Source organism: Microthrixaceae bacterium (genome assembly GCA_023957975.1).
Classification (GTDB): Bacteria; Actinomycetota; Acidimicrobiia; order Acidimicrobiales; family Microtrichaceae; genus JAMLGM01.
The window spans coordinates 94638-119828 of record JAMLGM010000003.1 but is presented as its reverse complement, the minus strand read 5'-3'; the positions used below and the strand labels follow the sequence as shown (position 1 = coordinate 119828).

28 protein-coding genes and 1 tRNA gene are annotated in these 25191 nt (G+C 64.9%); 15 read left to right on the top strand and 14 right to left on the bottom strand.

Features of this window, described 5'->3' with window-relative positions:
• Positions 1 to 30: 30 nt before the first annotated feature.
• From M9952_05505 to M9952_05490, 4 genes are read left to right on the top strand one after another with little or no spacing between them, the layout of a single operon-like run.
• The gene (locus M9952_05505) at positions 31 to 651 is read left to right on the top strand and encodes a phytanoyl-CoA dioxygenase family protein (protein ID MCO5312378.1); all 621 of its coding nucleotides are present in this window, start codon (positions 31 to 33) and stop codon (positions 649 to 651) included.
• Between the two features lie 44 nt (positions 652 to 695).
• Entirely contained in the window at positions 696 to 2129 is a 1434-nt protein-coding gene (locus M9952_05500; GenBank protein ID MCO5312377.1) for an AMP-binding protein, read from the top strand.
• A gap of 24 nt (positions 2130 to 2153) precedes the next feature.
• On the top strand, positions 2154 to 2630 hold the full coding sequence (locus M9952_05495; protein MCO5312376.1) for a DUF4262 domain-containing protein: 477 nt from the start codon (positions 2154 to 2156) through the stop codon (positions 2628 to 2630).
• Between the two features lie 39 nt (positions 2631 to 2669).
• Positions 2670 to 3485, top strand: a complete 816-nt coding sequence (locus tag M9952_05490; protein ID MCO5312375.1) for an A24 family peptidase — start codon at positions 2670 to 2672, stop codon at positions 3483 to 3485.
• Positions 3486 to 3554: 69 nt separating this feature from the next.
• On the opposite strand, the gene M9952_05485 is transcribed toward M9952_05490, so the two are convergent.
• The 4 genes from M9952_05485 to galU all read right to left on the bottom strand — a co-directional run bounded on the left by M9952_05485 (position 3555) and on the right by galU (position 5922).
• Positions 3555 to 3631: transfer RNA gene (locus M9952_05485), tRNA-Ala, on the bottom strand.
• A 60-nt stretch (positions 3632 to 3691) separates the two neighbouring features.
• Positions 3692 to 4210, bottom strand: coding sequence for a hypothetical protein (locus tag M9952_05480; GenBank protein MCO5312374.1), 519 nt, complete (start codon positions 4208 to 4210; stop codon positions 3692 to 3694).
• Positions 4211 to 4445: 235 nt separating this feature from the next.
• Positions 4446 to 4961: a cyclic pyranopterin monophosphate synthase MoaC gene (gene moaC / locus M9952_05475; GenBank protein ID MCO5312373.1), complete on the bottom strand. Its 516-nt coding sequence runs from the start codon at positions 4959 to 4961 to the stop codon at positions 4446 to 4448.
• A 70-nt stretch (positions 4962 to 5031) separates the two neighbouring features.
• Positions 5032 to 5922, bottom strand: a complete 891-nt coding sequence (galU, locus tag M9952_05470; GenBank protein ID MCO5312372.1) for a UTP--glucose-1-phosphate uridylyltransferase GalU — start codon at positions 5920 to 5922, stop codon at positions 5032 to 5034.
• Between the two features lie 319 nt (positions 5923 to 6241).
• On the opposite strand from galU, the gene M9952_05465 reads away from it, so the two are divergent.
• From M9952_05465 to M9952_05455, 3 genes are all read left to right on the top strand, one after another.
• Entirely contained in the window at positions 6242 to 6556 is a 315-nt protein-coding gene (locus M9952_05465) for an FmdB family transcriptional regulator (GenBank protein ID MCO5312371.1), read from the top strand.
• A gap of 26 nt (positions 6557 to 6582) precedes the next feature.
• Positions 6583 to 7512 (top strand): type I methionyl aminopeptidase, encoded by a 930-nt coding sequence (gene map, locus M9952_05460; GenBank protein ID MCO5312370.1) that lies wholly within the window; start codon positions 6583 to 6585, stop codon positions 7510 to 7512.
• 91 nt (positions 7513 to 7603) lie between these two features.
• The gene (locus tag M9952_05455) at positions 7604 to 8245 is read left to right on the top strand and encodes a hypothetical protein (protein MCO5312369.1); all 642 of its coding nucleotides are present in this window, start codon (positions 7604 to 7606) and stop codon (positions 8243 to 8245) included.
• A 17-nt stretch (positions 8246 to 8262) separates the two neighbouring features.
• On the opposite strand, the gene M9952_05450 is transcribed toward M9952_05455, so the two are convergent.
• Both M9952_05450 and M9952_05445 read right to left on the bottom strand, forming a co-directional pair.
• Complete coding sequence (locus M9952_05450) at positions 8263 to 9615, bottom strand: TldD/PmbA family protein (GenBank protein ID MCO5312368.1); 1353 nt, start codon at positions 9613 to 9615, stop codon at positions 8263 to 8265.
• A gap of 18 nt (positions 9616 to 9633) precedes the next feature.
• The gene (locus M9952_05445; GenBank protein ID MCO5312367.1) at positions 9634 to 11025 is read right to left on the bottom strand and encodes a TldD/PmbA family protein; all 1392 of its coding nucleotides are present in this window, start codon (positions 11023 to 11025) and stop codon (positions 9634 to 9636) included.
• Between M9952_05445 and M9952_05440 the strand changes: the two genes are divergently transcribed.
• Positions 11024 to 12013 carry an LLM class flavin-dependent oxidoreductase gene (locus tag M9952_05440; protein MCO5312366.1) on the top strand — a complete coding sequence of 330 codons (990 nt, stop codon included), beginning with the start codon at positions 11024 to 11026 and terminating at the stop codon, positions 12011 to 12013. The two genes, M9952_05445 and M9952_05440, sit on opposite strands and share 2 nt — an antisense overlap.
• Positions 12010 to 13014, top strand: coding sequence for a polysaccharide deacetylase family protein (locus tag M9952_05435; GenBank protein MCO5312365.1), 1005 nt, complete (start codon positions 12010 to 12012; stop codon positions 13012 to 13014). The genes M9952_05440 and M9952_05435 overlap by 4 nt, the downstream gene beginning before the upstream one ends.
• A 28-nt stretch (positions 13015 to 13042) precedes the next feature.
• Here the strand turns inward: M9952_05435 and M9952_05430 are convergent, their stop codons facing one another.
• The 5 genes from M9952_05430 to M9952_05410 form a co-directional block, all read right to left on the bottom strand.
• Positions 13043 to 13597 (bottom strand): hypothetical protein, encoded by a 555-nt coding sequence (locus M9952_05430; protein ID MCO5312364.1) that lies wholly within the window; start codon positions 13595 to 13597, stop codon positions 13043 to 13045.
• 77 nt (positions 13598 to 13674) lie between these two features.
• Positions 13675 to 14514, bottom strand: coding sequence for an IS5 family transposase (locus tag M9952_05425; GenBank protein MCO5312363.1), 840 nt, complete (start codon positions 14512 to 14514; stop codon positions 13675 to 13677).
• A 284-nt stretch (positions 14515 to 14798) separates the two neighbouring features.
• Positions 14799 to 16031, bottom strand: coding sequence for an amidohydrolase (locus M9952_05420; GenBank protein ID MCO5312362.1), 1233 nt, complete (start codon positions 16029 to 16031; stop codon positions 14799 to 14801).
• A 108-nt stretch (positions 16032 to 16139) separates the two neighbouring features.
• Positions 16140 to 16466 carry a hypothetical protein gene (locus M9952_05415; protein MCO5312361.1) on the bottom strand — a complete coding sequence of 109 codons (327 nt, stop codon included), beginning with the start codon at positions 16464 to 16466 and terminating at the stop codon, positions 16140 to 16142.
• A 1-nt stretch (position 16467) separates the two neighbouring features.
• Positions 16468 to 16953: a MarR family winged helix-turn-helix transcriptional regulator gene (locus tag M9952_05410; protein ID MCO5312360.1), complete on the bottom strand. Its 486-nt coding sequence runs from the start codon at positions 16951 to 16953 to the stop codon at positions 16468 to 16470.
• 85 nt (positions 16954 to 17038) lie between these two features.
• Here M9952_05410 and M9952_05405 point away from each other — a divergent pair, with 85 nt between their 5' ends.
• On the top strand, positions 17039 to 17359 hold the full coding sequence (locus tag M9952_05405; GenBank protein ID MCO5312359.1) for a ferredoxin: 321 nt from the start codon (positions 17039 to 17041) through the stop codon (positions 17357 to 17359).
• A gap of 5 nt (positions 17360 to 17364) precedes the next feature.
• Positions 17365 to 18168 (top strand): YwiC-like family protein, encoded by an 804-nt coding sequence (locus M9952_05400; protein MCO5312358.1) that lies wholly within the window; start codon positions 17365 to 17367, stop codon positions 18166 to 18168.
• A gap of 86 nt (positions 18169 to 18254) precedes the next feature.
• Here the strand turns inward: M9952_05400 and M9952_05395 are convergent, their stop codons facing one another.
• The gene (locus M9952_05395; GenBank protein ID MCO5312357.1) at positions 18255 to 19646 is read right to left on the bottom strand and encodes a TldD/PmbA family protein; all 1392 of its coding nucleotides are present in this window, start codon (positions 19644 to 19646) and stop codon (positions 18255 to 18257) included.
• 71 nt (positions 19647 to 19717) lie between these two features.
• Between M9952_05395 and M9952_05390 the strand changes: the two genes are divergently transcribed.
• Together M9952_05390 and M9952_05385 are read left to right on the top strand one after the other, a co-directional pair.
• Positions 19718 to 20095, top strand: coding sequence for a thioesterase (locus M9952_05390; GenBank protein ID MCO5312356.1), 378 nt, complete (start codon positions 19718 to 19720; stop codon positions 20093 to 20095).
• Positions 20096 to 20230: 135 nt separating this feature from the next.
• The gene (locus M9952_05385; GenBank protein MCO5312355.1) at positions 20231 to 20551 is read left to right on the top strand and encodes a hypothetical protein; all 321 of its coding nucleotides are present in this window, start codon (positions 20231 to 20233) and stop codon (positions 20549 to 20551) included.
• A 6-nt stretch (positions 20552 to 20557) separates the two neighbouring features.
• Here M9952_05385 and M9952_05380 read toward each other — a convergent pair whose 3' ends face one another.
• Positions 20558 to 21415 carry an alpha/beta hydrolase gene (locus M9952_05380; GenBank protein MCO5312354.1) on the bottom strand — a complete coding sequence of 286 codons (858 nt, stop codon included), beginning with the start codon at positions 21413 to 21415 and terminating at the stop codon, positions 20558 to 20560.
• 74 nt (positions 21416 to 21489) lie between these two features.
• Here M9952_05380 and M9952_05375 point away from each other — a divergent pair, with 74 nt between their 5' ends.
• Both M9952_05375 and dxs read left to right on the top strand, forming a co-directional pair.
• Complete coding sequence (locus M9952_05375; GenBank protein MCO5312353.1) at positions 21490 to 22569, top strand: flippase-like domain-containing protein; 1080 nt, start codon at positions 21490 to 21492, stop codon at positions 22567 to 22569.
• A 39-nt stretch (positions 22570 to 22608) separates the two neighbouring features.
• On the top strand, positions 22609 to 24459 hold the full coding sequence (gene dxs, locus M9952_05370) for a 1-deoxy-D-xylulose-5-phosphate synthase (protein MCO5312352.1): 1851 nt from the start codon (positions 22609 to 22611) through the stop codon (positions 24457 to 24459).
• Between the two features lie 9 nt (positions 24460 to 24468).
• Here the strand turns inward: dxs and M9952_05365 are convergent, their stop codons facing one another.
• The gene (locus M9952_05365; protein MCO5312351.1) at positions 24469 to 25146 is read right to left on the bottom strand and encodes a NifU family protein; all 678 of its coding nucleotides are present in this window, start codon (positions 25144 to 25146) and stop codon (positions 24469 to 24471) included.
• Positions 25147 to 25191 lie beyond the last annotated feature (45 nt).

Sequence of the window (25191 nt, the reverse complement as noted above, 5' to 3'; positions counted from 1 at the left end):
CCTATTGCCCTATCGTGATAGCCGATGTCGATGAGCGGGACCATCCAGACCGGGCCACTCTCCGCCCGGTTCAACCACGACGGCTACGAGCGATTGGACGATGTGTTCGACCTCGAGTCCATCGCAGAGTTACGAGCGGATTTTCCGGGCCAACTCATGCGCACTTCCAAACTGGTGCGCTTCAGCCGCCACCTGATGTTGGCCAGCCTGGCACGACAGGCCCTCGGACCCGAGTCGCGGGTCATCAATGCCACCTACTTCGAAGTCGCGCAGGGCAACGGTGTGGGACCGCGTTACCGCGACGACCAGTACTTCGAACTCGATGCAGGCCAACTGCTGACCTGCATCGTCGCGCTCGACGACGTGACCGACTCCTCGGGGGCATTCGTCGTTGCCCCCGGCGGGGGTGACGCGACCGCGCGCACCGTAGCCATGCGGGCCGGTTCCGTTCTGATGTGCGCCGACTCGCTCACCCGTTACACCAACCCGAATCGAAACGACGAGGCCGCGGTGTACGCGGTCTTTCAGTACTGCAGCGCCGTCGACCTTCCCACGCCACTCCCCGGGTTCGCACACGGCTTCGCCACCTTGCTGCCGTCGACCGATCGGGTCAGCGTCGTCGCCAACGGCCGCTTCGTCGCGTTCCCCTGAGCACCGGCTCGCCTCGACCTGCCCCGACGACAACAATGTCGGTCGTGTTCGGTGAGATCATCGCTGAGGCTGCAGTGCGATTCGGCGACCGTGAGGCCCTCATCGAGGACACGGGCCGAACGCTGACGTACGCACAGTTGCATCACCGATCCGATGCGATCGCACACTCGCTGCGCCGGGCCGGCGTGGGCGAGGGGTCGGTGGTCGCCATCACCCACGGGTCGGGGATCGACTACCTGCTCGCGTTCGCGGCCGCGGCGAAGCTCGGCGCCACTACCGCGGGGATCAATCCGTCGCTCGCCGAACCGGAGCGCGAACGGTTGCTGAGGCAGCTCCAGCCGGACCTGGTGGTCGCCGCGCCGATCGACCTGGACGGTTCCGTCACTCCCCGGCTGGAGCCGGTCGACGACGACTCCGAGCGTGTGGTGGCCATCGTCTTCACCTCAGGAACCACCGGCTTGCCCAAGGGGGCAGTGTTTCGCAACCGCCAGCTCGAGTCGATCATGGCGTGCGACCTGGGTAACGACTGGCGTGAACGCTGGGACGGCGGCGGACACATGTTGGTATCGACCCAGATGGCTCATGTCGGATTCATGACCAAGATTCCGTGGTATCTGCGCACCGGCGCGACCATGCACGTGCTCGCGAAGTGGCGTCCCGAACCGGTGCTTCGCCTGATCGACAAGTACCGGATTCGGAGCCTCGGCGTGGTGGCACCTCAGTTGGCGTTGCTGTTGCGCCACCAGGCGCTCGACGACATCGACGTCTCCTGTGTCGACACGATCATCGCCGGCGGGGCCGCCTCCCCCTCGGCCCTTGTACGCGAGGCCACCGAACGCTTCGGCGCCAAGTACTCGATCCGCTACTCCTCGACCGAATCGGGAGGGATCGGTCTCGCCACGGCATTCGACGCGTCCGCGGAGGAGATGTTCGGCACCGTCGGTCGCGCCCGGCCCGGAGTCCAGGTCCGGGTGATCGGCGACGACCACCTCCCCGTGCCCACCGGGACCGTCGGTCAACTCTGCATCAAGACCCCGACCGGGTTCGACCGATACTGGCGCAACCCCGAGGCGACGGCATCCACACTGATCGATGGCTGGATTCACACCGGCGACCTCGCCTCGGTCGATGACTCAGGGCTCGTTCGCCTGTCGGGACGCCTGAAGGAGATGTACATCCGCGGCGGCTACAACGTGGCCCCCGCGGAGGTGGAGGCCGTCTTGTGCGACCACCCGCTCGTCGCGGAGATCGCGATCGCACCCCGAACCGACCCCGTGATGGGCGAGATCGGCGTCGCCATCGTGCGGCCGAGCGATCCGGCCCACCCACCGACGCTGGAGACGCTGCGCGAGTTCGGTGCATCCGAACTCGCTGCGTGGAAGCTGCCCGAGGCACTGGTGATCACCGATTCGCTCCCGCTCACAGCCATGCAGAAACTCGATCGCACCGAACTGGCGCGCCTCGCCGCCACCCGATAGCGCCCGGGCAGTAGGTTGCCGGCAATGACCGATGACGTCTTTCCCGACCGCAACATGGAGCACCTCGACAAGATCTCCTGGGTGATCGAGACCAACGGGTGGTGTGCTGAACCCGTCGCTGCGAGCGCGGACCCGCCCGCACCCGGCTACACCTACACGATCGGATTCGAACCCTCCTACGGTGCCTCGGAGGTCGTGATCTTCGGGCTCCAGCCGGTGGCGGCGCGTGGCCTGCTCGAGCTGATCCATGCCCAGATCAGCAACGGGCTCACGATTCCGGATGGCATCTTCGTCGGCCTGCTCGACAACGACCTTCGCGCGGCGATGTTGCCACTCGACCTCGATGAGGTCGCCGACCTGTTTCCCGATGCCACCGCCTTGCTCGGAGCCGACGGCTATCGCATGTCGCAGTTCGTGTGGCCGGATCGCAACGGGTTGCTGCCGTGGGAAGACGGCTATGACGAGCGCCTTCGCCTCGCCCAACCGGTACTCGCCGCCTGATTGCCTTCATCCGCGGCCGATCCGTGCCGATAGAGAGTCGTGTCTGCTCTCGGATCTCTCACCGCGCCCCTCGCCGCGACCACTGGAATCGATGCGTTCTCGACGATCGCCCTGATCCCCGTCGTCGTGTGGGCGTTCATCGCCGGGACCACCGCAACCTGGATCGCCCACCGGTATCGCGAAGCCACCGATTCCGACGGTTACGAGTTCGCCGAACTCGCGGCGGCGACGTGTGAGCGATGCGACCACACGGTGTCCCTCGCCGAAACGATTCCCGGTCGTCTCGGAATCTGCGGCGGCTGTGGCCGAGCGTTGCCGGCGACGTGGATCGGCGGTGTGCTCGCAAGCATCGCCGGCTGCCTCGCGATGTTGGCCACGTTCGGAGCTCGGGCGATCGTCGTGCCGTACCTGTGGCTGATCCCGGTGCTGGTCACCGCAGCCTTGGTTGATCTTCGAACCATGTTGATCCCCAAGCGAGTCGTGTGGATCGGCGTCGGGGTCGGATTGGGGCTGATGACGGCGACCGCCGCTTGGATGGGCATCATCTCCAGCCTCACCAGCGCGTTGATCGGTGCTGGCGCCTACTTCGCCGTCATGTTCGTGCTCCACGTGGTCAACCCGAACGGGCTCGGCTTCGGCGATGTCCGCCTCGCCGTGTTGTTGGGCCTCTACCTCGGCTGGATCGACATCCGTCTCACCCTTATCGGCCTGTTCATCGGCAATGTGTCCTACCTGGCCTACGCACTCCCCCAACGGATCCGCCACGGTAAAGACGCCGGACGGTTCTCCCCATTCGGTCCGGGCCTCGCCGTCGGCACGATCGTGGCGGTGTGTTGCTACTCGCTGGTGGTCTGAGTGTCGCCGTCGTGAAATCACGCCCGCAATGCACAAACCCCGGACCATCGGTCCGGGGTTTGTTCGTCCTGGTGGAGGTGATGGGAGTCGAACCCACGACCTCCTCGATGCGACCGAGGCGCTCTAGCCAGCTGAGCTACACCCCCAGGGGCACGAGAACGATAGCCGAGGCTGGAATTCCCGTGCGAATCGAGATCGTCTCAGCCTCAGCGGGCGATACGGCGCCGATCGTCATAGGCCGCTGCGACCCCGCGCTGCAACGCAGGGTTCGAGTACCCGACCACCGGCCCGCGCACCCGCTCCCGCTTCGTGACCGAGGCCAACGCTGCGATGTAGGCGACCAGCGCGATGTCGACCACGAAATGCAACGCCATCGCGATTCCACCCATGCTGATTGCGGCGAGGAAACTCAGCACCGCCGCCGCGACCAACCCGACGAGAACGTCTTGGCGGCGCTGCTGTTGTGCAGACTTTCGACCCGGCTGAGGTGAGACCCTCCGAGGTGCCGCCTGCACGACGTTCGGGCGAAGATCGATCGTGCCACGCCGATCTCGGGTGTTGAGCTGGTGGACGTTCGACAGATTCCGCGAGGCGCTGGAGAACTGACTCATCGGATCGTGACGGCGCGTGGTGGACATGCGACGAAGTACGTCGGGAGCCAAGACGGCCGCCCATGCAACGCCAAGTCCAAACAACAACAGCCAAGTCGACACGGTTGGGTTCACTCATCCTTTCGCCCGTTCGCCGCTCCATCACCGAAACCGCAGCTTCGAAATGTGAAGGATCGATGACGACCGAGACGTGGGGTACTACGGACCTTAGGTGCCTTCATCCGTAAACGACACCAGCGGGATACCCCAAACATAGCGATCTCGTCCCAGGCGGTCCACCCAGTGTGACGGATTTGTAACGAATCCGTGACAAGACGCCACGAGAGATCACAATTCGAATGAAGCGCTCTCAGATGCCATGTGGGCGGTCGTCATCGTCGAAAGGTGACCCCTCACGGCGGTAACTCCCCGAGCGCCCGCCGGTCTTCTCCCACAACGCGATGTCGCCGATCACCATCGATCGGTCGACGGACTTGCACATGTCGTAGATCGTCAGGCAGGCAATCGAACATGCGCTCAGGGCCTCCATCTCGACCCCGGTTCGGTCGACGGTGTCGACCGAGACCTCCACCTCGATGAACGTGTCCTCGATCCGGAAGTTCACCAGCACGGCACCCACCAGCAGCGGGTGACACAACGGGATGAGGTCCGAAGCCCGTTTCGCGGCCTGAATTCCCGCAACCCGCGCCACCGACAGAACGTCTCCCTTCGAGATCGCGCCGCGAGCGACAAGCGAGGTGGTCTCCACCGACATGTTCACCCGACCGCGGGCAATCGCTCGCCGGTGAGTCGGATCTTTGGGGGCCACATCGACCATGCGCGCACGGCCAAGTGGGTCGAGATGGGTCAGTCCCCGTTCTGGCATGGGCTCACACTACCGATCGATTCGATTCACGGAAGATGTCGAGATCGCCGGCATTCACCGATTCCGCTGGTCAGCCGATGCCGTACCGGGAGACGATCTCTCCGAGAACCTCGCGAAACTCTCCGCTCAGGTCATCGCGTTCAAGCGCCAGTTCGACCGTCGCCCGCAGGAAGTCGATCTTGTTCCCGATGTCGAAGCGGCCGCTGTCGAAGATCTGCCCCTTGACCGACTCCTCCTTGAGCAGCAGACCGATCGCATCGGTGAGTTGAATCTCACCGCCGACGCCCGGGGTCACGTGCTCGAGTGCTTCGAAGATACCGGGGGTGAACAGGTACCGCCCGACGATGGCCAGATTCGAGGGCGCATCTTCGGCTTTGGGCTTTTCGACCACGTCGACGATGTCGCACAGCGTGCCGTTTCGATCCGAAGGGGCCGCACATCCATATGCGGAAATCGCAGCGGGCTCGACCTCCATGAGCGCCACCGTCGACGCCCCTGTGGCCTCGTAGGTGGAGATCATGTCTTCGAGCAGCGTCGAACGGCGGTGCATGATGTCATCGCCGAGCAACACCACGAACGGGTTGTCCCCGACGTGTTTGCGAGCGACCGACACCGCGTGGCCCAGGCCGAGCGGCTCGCCCTGGCGCACGAAGTGGATGTCGGCGAGGTCCGCCAACTCGATCACCTCGGAGAGCTCGTTCTCCTTGCCCTTCTCGCGGAGGTGGTATTCCAACTCGAAGTTGCGGTCGAAGTGATCCTCGAGCGAGCGCTTGTTGCGGCCGGTGATGATCAAGATGTCGTCGATACCGGCGTTGACCGCTTCTTCCACCACGTACTGGATCGACGGTCGGTCCACGACCGGCAACATCTCTTTGGGCTGGGCCTTCGTGGCCGGCAGGAACCGGGTGCCGAGCCCCGCTGCAGGAATGACCGCCTTGCGAACTGCTTTGTCGGTGTTCATGGTTCCCTCAACTCCTCGAAAGGTGCGATCCCAGGTTAGGCCCCGAGCTCGTTGGACCGTCGACAGGGCCACAGAACCCGTACCGGCGACCAGGTCAATCTCCATCGCTGTCATCGGAGATGACCCCGCCACGAGCGTCGGTCAAATGACAACAGGACCCACGGTACGGGTCGGGCCGCATGAGTCAACTGAGTCATCGGACCCAATACGCGCACACCCGCGACCGCCAGACCGTCGGGCGTTGTGACGTGACACGCTGCGACCGGTATCGTTGGCACTCGACCCAATCGAGTGCCAACGCGGTCCAGGAGTACCTCCGATGCCCACCTACGACTACCGCTGCCGAGCCTGCGGCCAAGAGTTCGAAATCCACCAGTCGTTCAAAGACGACCCGCTCACGCAATGTCCTGAGTGCGAGGGTGAACTCCGCAAGGTCTTTTCCAACGTGTCGATTTCGTTCAAGGGCTCGGGGTTCTACAAGAACGACAGCCGCTCCGGCTCGTCAAGCTCAGGCTCCGGCTCGTCGTCCTCCTCGACCAGCGACTCGTCCTCCTCGAGCGATTCCTCCGCCTCTTCGACAACCGCTTCCGCTGCGTCGTCGAGCAGCGGAAGTACCGCGTCGTCCTCCGACTGAGTCGGTGACCTAGCCTCTTCACTGCCATGGCACGCCGCAAGAACCGCACCCTCACCCTGCCGCCTCCACCGTCACCCCCGGTGACCCCTGGATTGCAGAGCCCACGTCGCAGCGTGCCCGCGTCGATCCCACGGCCCGAGTACGCGCTCACCGGCGAGCCGAACTCGCGCGAAGGCCGGGCAGTGCGAACCCCCGAGGAGATCGAGGCGATGCGGGTCGCTGGCCGTGTCGCCGCCGAAGTGCTCATCGAAGTCGGCCACGCCGTGAAGCCGGGGGTGACCACCGACGAGCTCGACCGGATCGGCCACGAAGCGTCGATCGCCCGCGGCGCCTACCCGAGCCCGCTCAACTACCGCGGGTTCCCCAAGTCGTTGTGCTCTTCGGTGAACGAGATCATCTGCCACGGCATCCCCGATAGTCGCAAGCTTGTCGACGGCGACATCGTGAACATCGACGTGACGTGTTTCATCGAAGGGGTCCACGGCGACACGAACTGCACGTTCACCGTCGGCGACGTCGACGACGCATCCCTCGAACTCATCCGGGCGACGCGCAAGGCGATGCACGCCGGCATCGACGTCGTGAAGCCCGGAGCACGGATCAACGAAATCGGCCGAGCGATCGAAGCCTCGGTTCGCGGTGGCCCCTACGGCGTCGTGAGGGAGTTCATCGGCCACGGCATCGGAGATCAGTTCCACACCTCACTGCAGATTCCCCACTACTACTCCTCGCATTACCGCACCGCGCTCGAGGAGGGAATGACCTTCACGATCGAGCCGATGATCACCCTCGGCAACCCCGCGCTCTACGTGTGGGACGACGACTGGACCGCTGCCACGATCTCCGGTCAGCGCTGTGCCCAGTTCGAACACACCATGGTCGTGACCGCGAATGGGGTCGAACTGCTCACCGTGCCCGCCGATCAACCGCCCGCCGAGGAACAGTTCGCCGTCTGACCGACGGCCTCCGGTCCGACCGCCGAGGTCGACCAACTGCGTTCGACACCCGCTTCGGTGTCCTCCCCACCAGACACACCCGGAGGATTCCATGCCCAGGTCGTTCGCCCACCGGCGCCGCGACTCGCTGCGCTTCAACTGGTCGGTGCTACGCCACCGACTCGGCCGATCGGCGGTCTTCTACTGGTTGGCAGTAGCTGCGCTCGGCATCGTCACCTACCTCGCTGCGACTGGGAACACCCCCGGCGATCGAGCGACTCGACAGGTGATCATCGCGACCGCCGCGGTCGACCCCGGAGACACGTTGTCTCCCGCCGACATCGCCGTCGTCGCCGTTGCCGAGGCCGCGGTGCCCGACGACGCCCTCGACGACTACCCAGATGGTTCCACACCCGGATCCCCCATCCGCGTCGGGGTCGGCCTTCATCGCGGGGACATCGTCACCCAACGCCACCTGAGCCGTGCCGAATCCGAACTCGCCGCGATAGTCGGCGACGGGCGCACCGCGGTTTCGATCGACCACGACAACGAGGCCCTGCCGATCACGGTCAACGACGTCGTCGACCTGTATTCGGTGGATACCGGCGGGTCCATCCGCAACGTCGCACGATCGGTTGCCATCGTGTCGACCTCACCGCGACACCTCGTCGCAGCGGTGCCCAATGTCCGGGTCCCCGAGATCATTTCGGCACAACTCGGCGGCGTTCTCACCGTCGCGCTGTCCGGGCAATAGGGCCTCCGGTCCCGCCGTCACCGCCCGCCGAGCGACACGTCCGCGATGACCAACGATGCCGCCGCATCACCACCCGGTGTCCAGGTCAGGTCTGCGCCGACCTCGACGATATCGAGCAGCAGGCGCTGCAGGGTCGACGCGATGGTCGCTTCGCGGATCGGCTCTGCGAGTGCGCCGTGGCGGATCATCAGCCCGTCGGTGCCGACCGAGAAATCACCCGAGACCGGGTTCACCCCGGAGTGCAACCCCTGGAAGCTGTTGACGTAGAGACCGTGATCGATCGACGCGATCAGGTCCTCGAAACTGCGCTGGCCTGGCTCCATCACCAGGACCTGCGCACCGACTCCGGGCAGCGACCGGGCACCGCGCAACGCCGAACCGGTCGAGACGGTTCCGGCCCTTCTCGCGGTGCAGGAGTTGTGCAGGAAGGTCTCGAGCACACCGCCGCCGATCAACACGTTGCGACGACATGCCAATCCTTCGCCGTCGTAGGCCGTCGCAGCGATCGAGCGGGCATCGGTCGGGTCGTCGAGGAGCGTCAACAGCGGCGACGCCACAACGTCCCCCAGGCGATCCGCAAAGGGCGAACGCCCCTTGAGCACCGATTCGCCGTCGAACATGTCGGCGACAATTCCCAACAGGGTGAGGGCCAGTCGAGGCTCGAGCACGACGGTGAGCTTGGCGCTCTGAGGTTTCGTCGCGCCGAGCAGGCGGGTTGCGCGTGTCACCGCGTCGTCGATGACCCGATCGAGATCGAGGCCCTCCAGCGACCGGGCCGCGTCGCCCCCATGGCCGGTCTGGGTCTCGCCGTCGTCGCTACTCAGCGCCTGAACCCCCACAGAACACGACGTCCCACGATCGACCACTGCGACCCCGTTCGAGGCTGCGTAGGCCACCTCTCCCGCCGAATCACCCCACGCAGCAACCCGAACTCCGCTGATACGCGGGTCGCGTTCACGCACCTCCCGTTCGAGGCGTAGGACCATGTCGATCTTGGTCTCCGCCGTGATCGACAAGATGTCGGGATTCCACTGGTCGTGGTGGGTCGCCTCGACTCCATCGGGTTCGGCCAACCCGTAGAACTCGTCGACCTCACCGAAGGGCACGTTGTCTCGGGCCTCGGCGAGGGTCTCCGCAATGACCTCACGATCGAGCGAACCGGCGGCCGCGAAGCCCTGACGGCCTCCGTCGATCACGCGAATTCCGACACCGTAGGACTCGGCGGAGGTGAACGACTCGATCTCGCCGCCATACCCCCGCACCGACGTCGAACGGCCATGGGCAACCATGACGTCGATCTGTTCGGAACCGGTGGCGGACTCGGCTACCGACCGGGCGATGGCGAGCAGGTCATGGGGGGCGACACTCATGAGGACAGCTTCGCAGGCTCAGTCGCCCGATACCGACACGTCGCCGATCGCGATGGTCACGCCCGTCGCCTCGAGGGGCATGGCGGTGACATCATCGGCAACGTCGGTCACATCGCCGAGCATCCGCTGAAGGGTCGAGGCGATCGTCACCTCCTTGACCGGCTCGGCGAACTCGCCACCCCGGATCATCACCCCCTCGACACCAGTCGAGAAATCGCCTGAAATCGGGTTCACGCCAGAGTGCAGGCCGGAAACCTCGAAGACGTACAGCCCGTCTCCCACCGAGGCGATCAAGTCCTCGCGGCTCCTCGGGCCCGGCAACAGCGACAACGCCTGCACCCCGGCGGCCGGCGTCGACTTGAACCCGGCCCGCACGGCCGAGCCGGTCGACGCGACCCCGTTGGCCCGCGCCGAGTACCCGTCGTGGACGAAGCCGTTCAACACGCCGCCGTCGATGAGCACGTTTCGCCGCGTCGCCAACCCCTCATCGTCGATCGGCGACGCCGTCGGCCACCGACGATCGGTTGGGTCGTCGACGAGGGTGACCATCGGCGAGGCGATCCTCTCGCCGATCCGACCGCCCAGAAACGACCGGCCGCGAAACACCTCGATGCCGGAGAACGACTCGCCGATCACCCCGAGGAACTGGGCGGTGACCCATGGGTCAAACACCACGGTGAGCCGCTGAGACGCGACCCGCGAGGCCCCCAACAGCCGCAATGCCCGATCGACGGCCTGGTGTGCCGCCGCCTCGGCGTCGAGCGCGTCGGGCCCACGACCCACCGAAAACCCGAACCCCGTTGTCACCTCGTCGTCGTCGCCGGCGAGGCTGTAGACGATCAACGCGTTGGCGGTCTCCGAACTGGCGCTTCGAATGCCGGTCGTGGATGCCAGTACCGCGGTGTCGATCGAATCGCTGTATTCGGCCATCTCGACGCCGAGGATGCGCGGATCTCCTTCGAGCACCCGCTGTTCGAGTTCGATCGCCAAGGCGATCTTCTCCTCCGGGGACATCGCCGCCACGCGAGGGTCGTAAAGATCCATCTCGACGACCTCAACCCCGTCGGGGCTCACGAGTCCGACGAACTCGTCACCGGTCGAAAACATCGCGTTGTCGCGCGCCTCGGCCAACGTTTCAAACACAACGTCCGCTTCGATCGATCCCGCATAGGCGAAGCCCTGTCGCCCGTCGTGCACCACCCGGATACCGACACCGCGAGACTCCGACGAGGTGAACGCTTCGACGTCCCCATCGTAGGCGCGCACCTCGGTCTCGCGGGCGTGGCTGACCACCACTTCGATCTGTTCGCCACCGCGAGCTGCATCGAGCACGCTGTCGGCCACCTGAAAGAGGTCGTCGGGAGTCATGGCGGACAGATTGCCACAGGCGGGCTGGGTACCCTGTGACATGCTCTTCGGCCTCCGTTTCGACCTCCGCAACCCGGCGTTCGCCAATACGACGATGACCGAACGTTATGAGGCGGCGCTCGAGATGGCGCAGTGGGCCGACGAACGTGGGGCGGCGTTCATCTGTGTGTCCGAACATCACAGTTCGCCCGACGGCTATCTCCCTTCGGCTCTGACAATGGCGGCGGCGATGATCGCCCGCACTCGAACCACCCGCATTTGGGTGAACGCCATCGCGGCACCGCTACACCATCCGATTCACCTCGCCGAACAATGCGCGGTGCTCGACAACCTCAGTGGCGGCCGTTTCGACCTCACGGTCGGCGCGGGCTACGTGCGAGGCGAGTTCGAGATGTTCGGGGTCGCGATGAACCGGCGCCCCAGTCTCATGACCGAAACCGTCACCGCCCTTCGACAGGCCTGGAGTGGCGAGCCGTTCGAGTTCCGAGGTCGCACCGTGCGTGTCACCCCAACGCCGGAGTCGAAGCGAGGGCCTGGTCTCACGATGGGAGGCAGCAGCGAGGCTGCGGCACGTCGGGCAGCACGCCTCGGCGTCGGGTTCATCCCCTCCGAGCCTGCGCTGTGGGAGTTCTATCGTGATGAACTCCTCCAGCTCGGGCTGCGCGATCCCGGCCCGTTCGTCTCTGGAGCAGACACGAGCGTGGTCATCCTCGCCGACGATGTCAGCGCCGGCTGGCGGGAACTCGCCCCCTACTTTCTCCATGAGACGAACGCCTATGGCCAGTGGCGCGAACCCGACGATGTCGCGACGTCCTATCGCCCGGTGGAAACGGTGGAGGACCTTCAGGACCTTGGCCAGTACCGGGTGCTGACACCGGATCAGTGGCGCGACGAATTGGAGGCGGCCGGGCCGTTTTCGCTGGCCCTCCTCCACCCGATGGTCGGCGGGATCCCGCCGAAACGGGGCTGGGAACATCTTCGAATGTTCGAACGCGACGTCCTCGACTTCGATGCCGCCAAGCCCGAATGAGGATCGAACGACGAACATTTCTCAAGCGGGCGAGTGCTTCGGCGATCGCGCTCGGCGGGCTCAACGGAGCCTACGAAGTCGGTCGGCGCCGAGGGCACAGCCGGGCACGCGAGGCGGCCTTAGCCCTAGCGTCGTCAGGTCCGAGCACCGAGATGGGCTTGCCGATCGGAGGGTTTCGCACGATCTTTTCGGCACGCACCGACGCCAACGTCCTCTCGCTCACCTTCGACGATGGTCCCGATCCGGAGTTCACAGAACACGTCCTGACCGTGCTCGATCGCTACGACGTCGGTGCGACGTTTTGCATGATGGGACACAACGCGCTCGAACATCGGTCGCTCGCACAATCCGTCGTGTCCCACGGCCACGAGGTCGCCAATCATTCCCTGACCCATCTCGATCAAACGCGACTGTCGCCTCGCGAGCTTCACGACGAGATCGCGCTCGGACACCAAGCCGTCGTGGAAGCGACCGGCTCTCCCGTGCGTTACTTCCGTCCGCCGCGCGGTCGACTCGTCGGACGGGCGAGCCGGGTTCTCGCCGAGCTCAACAGCGACGCGTTGTTGTGGTCGATCAGCGGTTCGCTCCGTGCCCCCACGACGACCGCGAAGCTGACCAAATTGGTCATCGATGCCCTTCACCCCGGAGCCATCGTGTGCTTTCACGATGGGATCGGTCGCGGAACGTTCGCCCGAGAGCAGCGCTTCGCCCGGGAACTGAAGGCGCGCCGCAACGCCGAGATCGAGGCCCTCCCTGCAATCATCGAAGCGGTCATCGACCGCGGCTATTCGTTCGCGACGGTCACTGAGCTGTTGGGCTTCGAAGCGACGAACCCATACGAGTCGGAGATCACCTCACTCGACGAGCCTCAGATCGTCGATGGAGAGGACTCGGTCATCGATTGGGACGACGGTTCCGACGACGTCGACTCACCGTTGAACGCGGCCGACCCCGAACCCGTCGCTGCCGAGGAGACAGCGCTTGAGTCCGGGGTCGGATGAAGCGAACGCGTGCTTGGTTCTGTCCGATTCACTCGGCTTTGCGGATGTGCGCGAGGCCGGCGATCACGAGCACCGCCATCAGCAACGCTGCACCAAAGGCAACCCAGGCCGCGATCGCCGCGATCTGACCGATCGTCGCCCACGCGTAACTCGTCAACAACAGGCCACGAAGCGTCTCGCCCTTGAACAAGCTGTCGCGCAGTGACGTCAGACGGTCGGCCTCGGCCTGCAATTCGTCAATCACCGCCTCGTCCTCGCCGTTCTCGATCGCTTCTTGCACCGCAGCCCTTGCCGCGCGGTCCTCGATCTGGCTGTAGGTCTTGCCATCGGCCATACCGTCAAGGTGGCCCTGGATATAGCTGGCGTAGCGCTCGGCGTGAGAACCGGTGGTGACCTGCAGGCCAGCGAACTCCAGCAGGTCGTCACGTCCTTCCGCCTTCAATGCATCCGCATCGGGAAAGAAGACGTTTTGTGAAGCGAGTTCATCACGAACGTAGTCATTCGAGAAATTGGCGCCCCACGTCAGCAACGCGCCGGCGACGATCAGCACCACCGTCAAGAGTGCACCCACCCCGATCAACAAGCGATCGATGGTCCGTCGGGTCAGTCGGATCTCTGGTTCGCCAGACATCGTGTCTCCTTAGAGGATGCGCGGGTAGATCAGGTTGGTGGGTCCCAGCGGTTGCGCCAGTCGATCAGTTTGGCGGCGAGGATGAACACGATCGCTAACGCGAGTTGGGCTTCGCGGTGGGCGCGTTTGCGGTCGGTGTTTCGGCGGAGTTGGCCGTAGTTGACCAGCCAGGAGTTGGTGCGTTCGACAGGCCAACGCAGGCCGAGACCGACTTTGGTGTGGGGCGGGTCGCCTGGTTTGCGTCGTTTCGCGATGACCGCGTCGTCAAGCCCGTAGCCGGCCAGGGTCGCTCGAACGGTGTTGGCGTCATAACCGCGGTCAAGGTGGATCGTGTCGATGTCGGCGAGGAGGTGTCGGCCAGCGATCGAGTCCAACGTGGGGGCCAATAGTGGAATGTCGTGACGGTTGGCGCCGTCGGTCGCCCAGCCGACCGGTATCCCGTTGCGGTCGGTACCGATGGACCATTTCCAGCCGGAGCGTCCCCGGTCGGTGGGGTTGGGGCCGGTGCCGTCGCCGCCTTGGGGGGCTTTGTGGAGGGAGCCGTCAACAGCTACTTCGCTGAGGTCCAAGCCGATGATGCGGTCATAGGCGTCGAGGGCGTGTTCGAACGCTCGTCGGAACACGTCGTGGCAGACCCATAGTTTGAACCGTGCTCGGGCGGTGGTGTCGGAAACTTGCCAGCCGCAAAGCGCTTCGGCGTCGACCCATGAGCAGCCACAAACGAGGCGGACCAGGATCAGGTGGAACACGATTCGGTCTGGGGTGCGGGGCCGGTGGCCGCCTTTGGGATGGTTGTCGACGTGTTCGGGAAGGAGCGGTTCGAAACTCTTCCAGACGGCATCGATGACTTCGCGGTCCAGAGCGCGCATACTGGTGGGGTCCTCCGGTTTGGTTGGGTTGGTGCACCCGCGATTTCATCACGGGCAACCTTCCAACCGGTGGACCACCAACACTGTCGGGCGAGACACGGCGCTTCGCAGCGCACACCCCGATCTATCCGCGCGACCTCTTACAAATCCAATGGAGCGAATCTCGCTCGATCTCACGCTAGGAAACAGATCGCTCTGCAAAAAGGGACCGACGTCCCGCGGTTGCGAGACGTCGGTCATGGTTGTTCGGTTGAGGCTTCGGCACTCGGCCTTGGGCCGGGTTGTCAGTCGATATCGAGGTGCAGCATCCGAATCGCGTTACCACGAAGGATCTTGTACTGAACGTCCTCCGGCAGGTGGCCCATCATCTTCGTGGCCACTTCGAGGGTATTCGGCCACGTCGTGTCGGTGTGGGGGTAGTCGGTCTCGAAGGTCACGTTGTCGACCCCGATCCGATGCAGGCTTTCCAGGCCGTGGTTGTCCCGGAAGAAACAGCCGAACACGTTGCTGTAGTAGTAGCTCGACGGCGGATTCGGAAGGATGTCCGCAACACCGCCCCACGCACGGTGCTCACTCCACACGTCATCGACACGCTCGAGGATGTAGGGGAGCCATCCGATCTGCCCCTCGGAGTAGGCGATCTTCAGGTCCGGGAAGCGCACGAAGGTTCCGGAGAACAAGAAGTCGCACAGCGACGCCATCGAGTTGTTGAAACTCAGCGACGCCGCCACCGCGACCGGAGCGTCGGGCGATGTCGCCGGCATGCGCGACGACGAACCGATGTGCATGTTGATCGTGGTCTTGGTCTCTTCGCACGCACGGAAGAACGGATCCCAGAACCCGGAGTGGATCGACGGGAGACCGAGGTGCGGAGGGATCTCGGAAAATGCCACCGCGTGCACGCCGCGGGCCGCGTTCCGGCGCACCTCGGCTGCCGCCAAGTCGGCATCCCACAGCGGCACGATGATCAACGGGATCAACTTGCCGTCGGAGTCGCCGCACCACTCCTCGACCATCCAGTCGTTGTAGGCGTACACGCACGCCTCGCCGAGTTCGCGATCCTTCGCTTCGGTGAAGGCCTGACCGCAAAAGCGGGGGAAACTGGGAAAGCACAGCGACGCATCGACATGGTTCATGTCGTTGTCCGCGATGCGTGCGACGGGGTCGTAGCACCCCGGCCGCATCTCGTCATAGGTCATCGGCGTCATCGTCATCTCGTCGCGCGAGTAGCCGACCGCGGCGACGTGACGCTTGTGGATGTAGACGAGGTCTTCAAAAACCCAGCAATCGGCCGGAGGACCGTCGGGGTCGAAGGTCTGTTCGTAGGCACCGCCACCGATGTGTTTCATCGTGCCGATGCCACGTCGTTCGACCTTCGGACCGCGGTCGCGATACTTCGCCGGCAGCCAGGTCTCCCAGACGTGGGGTGGTTCGACGACGTGGTCGTCGACACTGATGATTCGTGGGATGGTCTTTTGACCGTCCGCCTCGACGGGACGTGATTCCGTGGTGGTCATGCCGCTACCCCTCTACGTTCGGATGGGCAAAATCTGACGGACCGTCAGATTTGGATTTCAGGGTAGCCGACAACGACGCCACCGCCTAGTCGACCGCCGACGCGCGGCTCAATATCGGGTCGGGTCGCCGGACTCGCGATGGTGAAGTTCCGATGAGGCCCGCTGATACACGGCGTTCGCCGTCACCATCGCCCCGAGCATCGTGCCGGACCAGAATCCGCTGAACAGCCCGAGGCTGAGCGCCGCCTGAGTTTTCAGACCCACCGCGAGGCTTCCCACGCCGACGAGAACGAACACAAACACGAATCCTGAGATCACCCCGACGATCGCGTTGTGGCTGATGCGATGTTCAACGCCGGCGTCGGGGTTCCACGTGATCTCACGCAGCGATGGGTCATCGAAGCCGTCGTCGCTTCCGTGCTGAAGGGTCGTCATGTCAGTTCCTGCTTTCGTTAGGTTCTCGGTCGCCGTCCCGACTCGGCGACATGGACGGGAGGCGGCTCCACAAGCTCGTGAGTTGGTCACCGATTCGCGACAGTTCTTCGAAATGCGCGGCCGTGAGTCTGCGAAGCACCGCCTCCCCGTTCGGAGTCAACCGCACCCGCACCACTCGCTGGTCGTGCAGGTCGTCGACCCGTTCGACCAGGTCGGCAGCCGTCGCCCGGTCGAGCAGTTCCACCACGCTGTGGTGGCGTAACAACAGGTGGCCCGCGATGTCCGACACGCTCGCCGCCCCGCGATGCCCGCGCACCGCCAACAACAGCTGGTGCTGCGCAGCGGTGATTCCGGCACCCTTGGCCTGCTGCTCGCTCCAGTTCAGGAACTGACGGAGCCCGTCCCGAAAGGCCAGCAGCGATTCGAAATCACCGTCCTCGAGTTCGTCGCCGCGCAGGTGCGATGCCAGGGTTTCATATCGGGTCACGATATGATCGTAGCACGATATATCTACGATGAGTGCGCCCGAGCGACGTTGCGCACAGAGGACCGGAATCGTATAGTCGCTCAGTATGGGACTTGAGGTAACAGGTGACGACCAAATCGACCCCGGCGAAGGCGTGCGGGTGAAAACCCACCCTGGTCTGTGCATGGGCTATGGCAACTGCCAACGATTTGCCCCCGACGTGTACCTGCTCGATGACGAGGGATACATCGCGGTGCATCGCTTGGGGGTTCCGCCCGAACTCGCCGAGCAGGCTTGGCGAGGCGCATCAGCATGCCCGGAGCGGGCCATCACCGTGATCGGCGAACCCGAGCGCTACTGGGTAGAGCGACGCAACTCCGCTGGCCACAGCCACGACCACAGCCATCACCACGGGTCGGTACCGTGAGCACCGTGGATACCGCCGCACCTCAGCAACGCAGCGCGCTGCGTTCCGTCGCCATGCCGACCGAACACGGCGGTTGGGGAATCACCGTCGAACCGGGCATTCTCGGGCTGATGATCGCCCCGAGCCTCTCGGGGTTGTGCCTCGCCCTCGCAGCGGTGCTCGCCTTCTTGGCCCGCACCCCCCTCAAACTGGCCCTCGTCGATCGTCGGCGCAACCGCATGCTTGCCCGAACCCGACGGGCTTGGCAGGTCGCGATCGCCGAACTCACCGCTCTCGCCCTGCTCGCGATCGCGGCCGTCGCCCTCGCCGAACCGTGGTTCTGGTGGCCCGGTCTGGTCGCCGCGCCACTCGCCGGCATCGAGTTGTACTACGACATCCGATCCCGCGGTCGACGCATGGTGCCCGAACTAGCGGGCGCGGCCGCAGTGTGCTCCGTCGTCGCGATGATCGTGTTGGCCGACGGCGGGTCGGCGACCATCGCCATCGGGGCGTGGCTGGTTCTCGTCGCCCGGACCGCGACCTCGATCCCGTCGGTTCGGGCACAGATCGCCCGGCTTCACGGCCGCGGGGACGCTGCCCGATCCGTCCTCATCGGAGACGTCACTGCGCTCGCGCTCGCCGCGATCGCCGTCGTCGTCGATACCGCGTTGAGCGCCGGAGCGGTCGCGGTGGCGGTGGTGATCGTTGTACAGCGAATCCTGGCAAGCGGCGCAACTCCCCGTCCGCCGAAGATCACCGGCATTTTCCAGATGGTGTTCGGTTTCGGAGTCGTGTTCGCAACGGCGGCCGGCGTCATCATCGCCGGCTGAAACCGGCAACCGCACCCCGTCTGCTCGTTCTCCGATAACCAGTGGTCGTGATCACGACCACTGGTTATCGGAGAACGGGCCGGGGGTCAGGCGGCGGTGCCTCCGATGGTGAGGCCGTGCACCCGCATCGTCGGAACCCCGTCGCCCACCGGAACGCCCTGACCGTCCTTACCGCATGTGCCTGGCGGCCCCATCTCGAAGTCGTTGGCCACCGCGTCGATATTGCGCAGGACTTCGGGACCGTTGCCGATGAGGCTGCCTTCGCGCAACGGTTCGGTGATCTCGCCATTTTCAATGAGGTACGCCTCGGTCATGCCGAAGACAAAGTCCCCGGTCGCCGTGTTCACCTGTCCGCCTCCGAGGTGAGCGATGTACACCCCGGACTCGGTGTCGGCGACGATCGAAGCCTTGTCGTCGGTTCCACCGATCAGGTAGGTGTTGGTCATCCGCACCATCGGCAGGTGTTGGTAGCTCTGGCGCCGGCCGTTGCCGGAACTTGCACGTCCGGCCTGACGGGCCCGGAGTCCGTCCCACATGTAGTCGACGAGCACGCCGTCTTTGATGAGCACGTTGCGTTGGGCAGGGCGACCTTCATCGTCGATGGCGAAGCACCCCCATTCGCCCCCCATCGTGGCATCGTCGACCAGCGTGACCAACGGCGACGCGACCTGTTCACCGACTCGACCGGCGAACACCGACGCACCCTTTGCGACCAGGTCGGCCTCGAGTCCGTGGCCACAGGCCTCGTGGAACATCACGCCTCCGCCGCCCGAACCGATCACGACGGTCATCTGACCACTCGGCGCCGGGCGGGCGGCGAGTTTGGTAATCGCCTGTAGGGCCGCTAGACGCCCCATCTCCTCAACATCGATCTGATCGAACAGTTCGAAGCCGACCGTGTGGCCCACGGTCTGGCGACCGGTCTGCATCCCGGTGTCCCCAGACGCGACGGTACCGACGGTGAACACGGTCTTCACCTGATCGTCCTCGCCGAGGACGCCGTCGGTGTTGGCCACCAGGATTCGACGTCGCGAATCCGAGTACCGCGCCATCACCTGCGTGATCGCAGCGCCCTGCGAACGCGCTGCCTCGTTCGCCCGGGTCAGCAACTCGACCTTTCGCGCCTTGGCCACATCGCCGGGCAGTATCGCCACGACATTGGGTCGCGCCACGTCGACCCGGGCCAACTCGGCCACCGTTGTCCCGCCGCCGGACCCCCGTGCCGCTGCGGCGGCGATTCTCGCGGTTTCCAACAGCGACGCCTCCGACAGGTCCGCGGTGTGGGCAAAGCCGGTTGATTCGCCCACCACCACCCGGATTCCCGCCCCTCGGTCGCGCCCTGAGGTCAGCTCCTCAACCTTGCCGTCGTCGAGCACCGCGCTCGAGGATCGCTTGTCTTCGGCGAACACCTCCGCGAAATCAGCACCTCCGCTTGCAGCGACTGCGAGCACACGCTGCAGGGTTGTCTCGTCGATCATCGACCTCTCCGTTCGAGCATTTCGAGGCAGGCACTTGGCCCTTCGCCGTTCGACTCCTTATGGTATCGAGCGTGAGTTTGGACACCGGCCTCGAGGCCACCATCGAACTGGTGATTTCCGACGCGGACACCGCTGTCGCGATGCGCTCGGGCAGCGTCGAGGTCCTCGCCACCCCACGACTGATCGCGCTTTTCGAACAGACTTGCGTGGCCGCGCTCGGCGACCGGGTCGATGCCGGCAGCACCACCGTCGGGCTTTCGGTGCAGGTCGACCACCTTCGACCGGTTGGAGTCGGCGATACGATCGCCGCCGAAGCACACCTCGACAAGATCGACGGACGACGTCTGCATTTCAGCGTCGCTGCGAAGGATTCCCGGGGCCTGATCGCCGCAGGACGGATCACCCGGGTGGTCGTCGAAGTCGACCATTTCATGGAGAAGTGCCGGTAGCGACGGGTTGACGTTCGCCGGAGATTTCTCAGGTGGACAACGGACCACGTCGATACCCGGCAGGTGAACTCCCCCACTCGCCATACGACTCACCCCACCGGAACCCGCTCGGCAGTCGAGGTGGCCGCGTGGTGCATGACACTGGCCGGTGCCATCTGCCTGACAATCGGTATCGGTGCGATGGTGATCGAGTCGGCCGGACTCGGCGGCGGGCACGGCTGGATCGCGACGACGATCGGTATCGTCGCTGCGGTGGCAGGCCTGGCGGTGTGCACCCCGGCCAGCCGACCATCCTCGCCAGAGGCAACGTGGGTGGGGCTTTCGCCCTATCGTGCCCGCTCAACGGGTCCGTGCCCGGTTTCGGTCGATGCCAACCCGCACCTCCCAACCCCTCCCGAGCGGATCAAAGTCGTGGCTTGGCGCGACACCCCGGCGCTACCCGCCGTTCGCTCGTAGGCTCGCTCACAGATCGACGACAACGGCGTCCGTTCCGCTCACCACCGCTGTCAGGAACTCCGACAACGAAGCGCGCCACGCCTCGGTCGCCTCGAATTGTGGGCAATGACCGCCGTCGGCCAACACATCGAGGCGCGCGTTCGGGATTCGCTCGGAGAGTCGCTTCGACGGTTCCACAAACCCGACGTCGAGTTCGCCGACCATGACCAGGGTCGGGACGAACAACCCCTCGAGTTCATCGAGCCGATCCACCACCGTCGGTAGTTGCCGAATCATCGCCGCGTACATCGCAGGCGACGTATTCAACATCTTGTTCTCGGCCCACTCCCGATAGCCCGGTCTCTCGGCGCAGGTCCGTTCGAACGCCGGGTTCTGGGCCGGGTCGGCGCCGAACTTGAGCAGTTCGTGGAGCACGCCCAGCCCCTGATGACGCACCACGTCGAGCGCAGCATCGAGCAACTCCTCATCGATGCCGGTGATGCTCCCGTGGTGTGTGTCCATCAACACGAGCGCCTCAAGACGTTCGGGCGCGGAGATGGCCATCATCTGCGCGATCATGCCGCCCATCGAATGGCCGAGCAGCGAGAACCGTTGCCATCCGAGACGGTCGACGAGCTCCCACATGTCCGCCGTATACGCCTCGAGCGAGTACGCCGACTCGTCGTCGAACCAGACGCTGTCACCGTGGCCGCGGAGTTCGGGGGCGATCGCGTGAAACCCGTCGGCGGCCAGCCGATCGAGTTCGTCGGCGAAGTCTTCCTTGGAGCCGGTGAATCCGTGCACCAACATCAACGGGCGCCCACCGGCACCTGCCTCCAGAAACACGAACTCCCCCGCTTGCAGGCTCACCTGTCGCTGTTCCATGACCGCACACGGTACCGCCGGTCGCCGAGTCCGCACCGCGGTACACCCCGAAGCGTCGACCCAGATGAAATACTGTGCGGATCGAACCTGAGCTCACTCCCCCACGGCGGTCGATACTTCACAGCGTCCCGCTTCGAATCCTGCTCAGCGCGGTCATGATCGCCGTGCTCATCTGGCGTCTTCCCGATGTGAAGTGGGGGGACCTCGGGCCGCGATGGACCCGCGCTTCGCCGCTGTGGATGGCGGGTGCCGGGCTGGCGATGTTGAGCGCGTTCGCGTTGTCGACACTTCGCTGGCAACGGGTGCTCGCAGCGATGACGACACCACCGTCGTACAAGCGGATGCTCAATATTTTCCTCGCCGGACAGTTCGTCTCCAACGTCTTGCCGTCGGCATTCGGCGGCGACGTGATCCGAGTGGCGCGGCTCGGCAAGCGGCTCGAAGACCGACCGACGGCGTTCGCTTCGGTCACCATCGACCGCCTGACCGGTTGGTTCGTGTTGCCCATCATCACCCTGGTGGCACTTTCGTATCAGCGGGAGTTACGCGACCTCGGGCACCAGACGACGGTCGCGGTGGCCATCGCCGTGGGCACCCTGGTCGCGCTCAGCGCGGTCCTGTTGATCGCTTCCAACCGACGGTTCGCGAAGTTCGCCGACGACGCCGTCGGATGGCGACGGTTCCTGATCGCCATCCACGTCGGCATCGACGCCCTTCGACGCCGGCCAGCAGAGGCGATCGAGGTCATCGCCATCGGTCTGGCGTTTCAGTTCCTCCAATGCCTGGCGTTGTGGTTCGCCGGCCACGGCATCGGAATCAAGGAGATCGAATTCGGCGTGGTGCTGGTGTTCTTCCCCGCCGTCGCGATCGCACAGAATCTGCCGATCGGCCTCGGCGGTCTCGGAATCCGGGAGTCGATGTTCGTGTCGTTCTTCGGTGCGGTCGGAGCCGAACCGGCGTTGTGCATCACCCTGGGGCTGACCTTCTACCTCATCACCATCGTCACCAGTTCCCTCGGCGCCCCGTCGTTCGCGATGGGCCACCGGGTGGGCGACGACGACGAGGCGCTCGCCGAGGCGGAGGCCGAGGTGCTCTCGCATCATTCACATCATTCACACCGCCACGATGTCGCACCGCCTCAGGCCGGGACCTAGATTGATTCCACTGCCTCAACGCGGAGGATTCCTCTCCTGATGCTTCTCGACACGATCGACGGGCCGGCCGATCTTCGCCGTCTCGATGCTGCGTCACTCGCCACACTCTGTTCCGAAATCCGGGAACTCGTCGTCGAGACGGCGACCCGGGTCGGCGGGCACCTCGGCTCCAACCTCGGAGCCGTCGAGTTGACCATTGCCCTACACCGAGCCTTCGACTTCCCGAACGACATCTTGTTGTGGGATACCGGCCATCAGGCGTACGTCCACAAGATCGTGACCGGCCGACGGGCCGAGTTTGCGAACATTCGTCAACCCGGCGGAATCTCCGGATACCCGTCGCGAGCCGAGTCGCCACACGACTGGATCGAGAACTCCCACGCGTCGACGGTGTTGTCCTACGCCCACGGACTGGCGACGGCACAACACCTCTCCGGCGACCCGATGCGACACATCGTCGCGGTCATCGGCGATGGCTCGATGACCGGCGGTATGGCCTATGAGGGCTTGAACAATCTCGGGCATTCGGGCCGCAAGGTCATCATCGTGCTCAACGACAACGGGCGCAGCTACGCGCCGACCGTGTCACGCCTCGGCGAGTCGCTGTCGCGGCTCCGATCGAACCCCGTGTACCGGCGCCAGCAGGCCCGGGTTGAGCGGATGCTCGGCGATCTCCCCATGGTCGGCGGATACATCGAAAAGGGCGTCGGCGGCGCCAAGGCGGCCGTCCGCGAAATGCTCGAACCGCCGGCGTTCTTCGAGGACCTCGGGGTCAAGTACCTCGGGCCCTTCGACGGCCACGACATCGCTGGTCTCGAAAAGGCGTTCGCCAACGCCACCGAAATCGACGGCCCCGTCGTGTTGCACGTGCGCACCCAGAAAGGGCGCGGTTACGCCCCGGCCGAGAACGACACGATCAAGCACATGCACGATATGGGCGCGGTGAAAGACGGCTCCTATACGGCTGCATTTCGCGACGCGATGTTGGAGCAGGGCGCGAAGCGTCCCGAACTCGTCGCCATCACCGCGGCGATGCCTGACTCGACCGGCCTGTTGCCCTTCGGCGAGAAGTTCCCCGAACGCCTCATCGACGTCGGCATCGCCGAACAGCACGCGGTGACCGCTGCTGCCGGCATGGCGATGGGCGGGCTGCGGCCGGTGTTCGCCGTGTACTCGACGTTTCTCACCAGAGCCTTCGATCAGGTGAATCTAGACGTCGGCCTCCACGGTCAACCCGTGGTGTTCGTTCTCGACCGCGCCGGCATCACCGGAGACGACGGCGCGAGTCACCACGGTGTGTTGGACATGGTGCTGCTCACCAAGGTGCCCAACATGACGGTGTTCGCTCCGTCCTCCGCCGCCGAGGTCGGCCGGATGCTCGAAGACGCATTCGAATTGTGCACCGACGGCCCGGCCGCGATTCGTTTCCCCAAGACGATGCCCCCCGAAGGCGAGGACGTGGCGGTCGGAAGCGGTCTGAACGCTCGCCGTGTCCGTTCCGGTGACGAGATCTGCATCATCGGGGTCGGCAAAATGTTGTCTCGAAGCGTCGAGGCTGCCGATCTGCTCGCCCGCGACGGCCATGAGGTCACCGTCTGGGACCCCCGTGTCGTCAAGCCGCTCGACGCCGACATGTTGACCGACGCCGCACGCCACCGTCTCGTCATCACGATCGAAGACGGATTGCGCGACGGCGGTGTGGGATCCGCAATCGCGGATGCCCTACGCGATCTTGCCCCCACCGGCGGCCCATCGGTTCGAGTCCTCGGCGTCCCCTCCGCCTATCTCCCTCACGACAAGCCCGACTCGCTGCTGGCGAATCTCGGCCTGACCTCGGAAGGCATTCTGAGCGAAATCGCTGCATGGCAGCGCGCCAGCGCCGACCACTGAGCCTCGGCGTCAGTGGTAGAAGGGATTCTCTCCTGCTGCGTGGTCGGTCGCGTCGACCACGTCGACCACGTCGGGGATGTACTCCTTGATTTGGCGCAGGATGCCCTGGGTGAGCGTCATTTGCGACGCGGCACACCCTTGGCAACCCCCACCCATGGTGATGTACACCTTGTTCTCGTCGTCGACGCCGACGAGTTTCGCGAACCCACCGTGGGCCGCGAGGCTGGGGTTGATGGCCTTTTCGAGTAGCTCCTCGACCTGTTCGGCAATGGTGCCATCGAGGTTGAGTTCGACGCCGGCCAGCGGATTGGGCCGGTTCGGGTTGCGAATAACCAGCCCACCCTGACCCGCGGTGCGCGGCAGATCGAGCACCGAGCCTCGCAGGTTGTCGACCGAGCTGTTCGGCACGATGACCGAGATCTCGCCGGTTTCGACGATCGTGTCGTCATCGGTCGCTGCGGAGAGTTCGTCGAAACACAACGAATACTGATACTCGGTGCCGCTCGCGCCGGTGATCTCGACGTGGAGGGCCAACGATTCGGGGTCGGGCTCCGAGTTGCGGATGCGCAGCACCTCCACAAGCGCGGCCTCGCTGATCTCGATGACGGGTGCTTCGACAGCGAACGGACTCACCTTGGGTGAGATTCCAGAGGCACGTTCCTCGGCTGTGGTGGTCTCAGTGGACACTGCGTTCTCCTTTGGCGCCGTCCAAGGGCACCCGACAAGGGTAGC